This is a genomic window from Tessaracoccus sp. OH4464_COT-324, from assembly GCF_003932855.1.
GTDB lineage: Bacteria > Actinomycetota > Actinomycetes > Propionibacteriales > Propionibacteriaceae > Arachnia.
On the sequence record NZ_RQYZ01000148.1, the window covers coordinates 1 to 354 of the forward strand.

Genomic DNA, 354 nt, shown 5'->3' on the forward strand with positions numbered 1-354 from the left:
TCGAAGAATCCTTATCCCTGGCACCAACACCCGGCTTCGTCGGAATGTAACCCTCCGGAGCAGTCACCGTCACCTTGTACTTCTGCCCAGCAGCCAACACCGGCAGCTTCTCGAAGGAGTAGTGCCCCTGATCATCGGTCTGGGTCGGCTGGACCTTCTGGCCGTTGATGTCGGTCACCGGCTGGCCGTTAGGGCCGGTGAGCGTCAGCGTGACGCCGGAGATCGGCTTATCGGTGTCGTCCTGCTTGCCGTCCTTGTTCACGTCGAACCACACATAGTCACCCACGGACACACTCGGCTTCACGAAACCAAAGTCCAGCGTCTCATCGCGGTCACCGTTTTGGGTCAGGCCCT

Annotated in this window: 1 protein-coding gene; it reads right to left on the reverse strand. The window is 60.2% G+C overall.

Translation table 11 applies throughout. The features are described from left to right. Positions 1 to 354, reverse strand: a 354-nt coding sequence (locus tag EII42_RS12525) for an SdrD B-like domain-containing protein (protein WP_199729905.1), incomplete at both ends; no start/stop codon positions are given.